The organism is Arhodomonas sp. KWT (assembly GCF_010993615.1).
The window spans coordinates 1-2,895 of the sequence record NZ_WNXE01000256.1 but is presented as its reverse complement, the minus strand read 5'-3'; the positions used below and the strand labels follow the sequence as shown (position 1 = coordinate 2,895).

The 2,895-nt window shown below is 72.5% G+C and carries 4 protein-coding genes; 3 read left to right on the top strand and 1 reads right to left on the bottom strand.

The features are described from left to right. The 3 genes from G7A99_RS17505 to G7A99_RS17495 form a co-directional block, all read left to right on the top strand. A partial coding sequence (locus G7A99_RS17505) for a 3-keto-5-aminohexanoate cleavage protein (RefSeq protein ID WP_163142560.1) occupies nucleotides 1-447 on the top strand: 447 nt, incomplete at its 5' end. 77 nt (nucleotides 448-524) lie between these two features. After that, nucleotides 525-1,079, top strand: coding sequence for a TetR/AcrR family transcriptional regulator (locus G7A99_RS17500; protein WP_163142557.1), 555 nt, complete (start codon nucleotides 525-527; stop codon nucleotides 1,077-1,079). Next, nucleotides 1,076-2,269, top strand: a complete 1,194-nt coding sequence (locus G7A99_RS17495; protein WP_163142554.1) for an MFS transporter — start codon at nucleotides 1,076-1,078, stop codon at nucleotides 2,267-2,269. The genes G7A99_RS17500 and G7A99_RS17495 overlap by 4 nt, the downstream gene beginning before the upstream one ends. 17 nt (nucleotides 2,270-2,286) lie before the next feature. Here G7A99_RS17495 and G7A99_RS25820 read toward each other — a convergent pair. Beyond that, nucleotides 2,287-2,895: FadR/GntR family transcriptional regulator (locus G7A99_RS25820; protein WP_163142551.1), on the bottom strand; the 609-nt coding region annotated here is incomplete at its 5' end.

Below are 2,895 nucleotides of genomic sequence, written 5' to 3'. Positions count from 1 at the left end.
GGCTGCGGGACGCGCTTCGAGTTCGAGTGCTACGACGTCGGCCACCTGTTCACCCTCGCCCATTTCCTCGACCGGGGACTGGTGCGGCCGCCGCTGTTCGTGCAGTTCGTGCTCGGCATCCTCGGCGGCATCGGCGCGGACCCGGACCAGCTCGCACACATGAAACGCACCGCCGACCGGCTGTTCGGCGACGACTACCGCTTCTCCGTGCTGGGGGCGGGCCGACACCAGCTCCCGCTGGCGAGCATGGGCGCGGCCATGGGGGGCAACGTGCGCGTGGGCCTGGAGGACAACCTGTTCCTCGACCGTGGCGTGCTCGCGCCCTCCAACGCCGCCCAGGTCGGGCGCATCCGCCAGGTGCTCGACGGGCTCGGCCTGGAGATCGCCACACCGGCGGAGGCCCGGGAGATGCTCGCGCTCAAGGGCGCCGACCGCGTGGCCTTCTGACCCGCCGCCCCCCCTTCAGGCGTCCCCCGACCGATTGTTAGACTGATCGTTCTATACAGTTCGGACGGGGGCGCAGCATGACCGTCAGCAAACGAGACGCCCTGCTCGACACCGCCGAGCGGCTCTTCTACACGGAGGGCTTCCATGCCACCGGGATCGACCGCCTCGTCAACGAGGCCGGCGTGGCCCGCATGACCCTCTATCATCACTTCCCGGCCAAGGAGGAGCTGGTCGCCGCCGTGCTCGCACGGCGCCACCGGCGCTACCTGGCGGTACTGCGCGCGGCACTGGATGAAGGCCCCGGGAACTCGGTCGCCCGGCTCGTCGACGCCCACTGCGCATGGCTCGCCGAGCGCAGCGCCCACGGCTGCATGCTGGTGAAGGCTATGGGGGAATACGAGCACCACGACCCCGCGGTCCACATCAACGCCCTCGCCTGCAAGCGCGAGGTCATCGGGGTCATCCGCGAGGCCGCCGCACGGGATGGCGCCGGCGATCCGGAACGGCTCGCCGGACAGGTCTACCTGATACTGGAAGGGGCGACCCAGGCGCTCCCGGTGACCGGGGCGGAGCGGATCCGGGCCGACGCCCGGGCGCTACTCGGGGCGATGCACGGCCGGGAGGCGCCATGACCCGGCGGGGCGTGACCGGCTTCGCAGCACTCGGCGCCGGGCTGGTCGCCCTGGGCTACGGCCTCGCCCGCTTCGCCTACGGGCTGTTCGTGCCCTTCATCCGGGAGACCCTCGGACTATCGCCGGAGGCGATCGGGTTCATCGGCGCACTGACGTTCGTGAGCTTCGTCGCCACCAGCCTGTTCGCGCCGTTTCTCGCCGAGCGCCTCGGCGCCCGGACCACGGCGGTCCTGGCGTCGGCGGCCGCCCTCGTCGGCCTGGCGGCCATCGCCGGTGCCCGCGGTGCCGGCGTACTGGCACTCGGGGTCGGCGCCTGCGGTGTGTGCACGGGGCTGATCATGCCGACGATGACCGAGGCGGTGCGCGCCTCGGCCCCGTCCGGCCTCCATGGCCGGCTCAACGCCGTCAACAACGCGGGCACCAGCATCGGTGTGGCCGCCGCGGCACCCGCGGTGCTCGCCTGGGCCACCGACTGGCGCAGCGCGTACACGGCCTTCGCCGCCGTGGCGCTCATGGCGGCCGTGCTCGCCTGGCGCCACCTGCCGGGACCGCGTCCCGGGGGGAACGGCGAGGCACCGGGCACGCGCCCTGCACTGGGCCGCGATCAGCGTCACGCGATGGCGACGCTGTCCGTCTTCGCCTTCGTCATGGGCCTGGTGAGCGCGCCGTACTGGGTATTCACCCCGGACCTGGTCACCGCCCTGGCCGGGGCATCGCCACGGCAGACCGCGCTGATCTGGCTCGCGGTAGGTCTCGCCGGGCTCGCCGGCGGCGGCACCGGCGACATCGTCCACCGGCTGGGCGCACCGCTGACCCACGGGGCCGCCCTCGGCCTGCTGGCCCTGGCGCTGGTGCTGATCGCCGCCGCGCCAGGCAACGGCGCGGTGGCCCTGCTCTCGGCCGCGCTGTTCGGCGTCGCCTACATGACCCTGACCGGGCTGCACGTGGTCTGCGGCGTGAGGATCCTGCACGACCGTCCCGCCGCCGGGGCGGTACCGCCGTTCACCGCTATCGCCGTCGGCCAGGTCTGCGGCTCGTCGCTCGCCGGCGTGCTCATCCCCGGGTTCGGTTACGCTGCGGTATTCACTGGCTTCGCGGCGGCGGGTGCGCTGGTCTGCACCGCGTCGGCCCTCGTGCCCGAGCGGGCGGGCGGTACGGCCCCGACCTTCGCCACAGACCATACCGGCTAGCGTCGGCCGGTGGCCGCTCAGTAGCCCAACAGATTCCGGCGCACGTGCAGCAGGTGCTTTTCGGTCAGCTCCCGGGCGAGCTGGCCGTCTCGCTCCTGCAGCGCGCCCACGATCTCCCGGTGCTCGTGCTGGTAGCCGAGCCGCCGCTCCTCCGTGAGGCTCGCCCGCTTGAGCTTGCCCCACTCGGCCTGACTCCGGGCCTCGTCTATCCGCTCGAATATCTCGATGAGGAACTGGTTGCGGGTCGCCCGGACCATGGCCGCATGCAGCGCCGCATCCCATTTCTCGAAGTCCCGCCAGTCCCGGGCCGCCTCGGCACGCTCCAGGCAGGTACGCATGTAGGCGAGATCGGCACCGCTCGCCCGGGTGACCAGTGCCTCCGCCACCGCCGGCTCGAGCATGAGCCGGACCTCCATCACCTCCGCCGGACTCGCATCGGCGCCGGCCGGCACGTCGGGGACACGATCCTTCGGCTGGCGCCCGGTCACGAACGTCCCCCGCCCGATGAAGCGGATGATCTTGCCGCTGGCCTCCAGGTCCCGGAGCACACCCCGGACCGTGTTGCGGGACAGGCCGAACTGCTCCACGAGCGCACGCTCGGTGGGGAGCTTGTCCCCCGGCGCGAG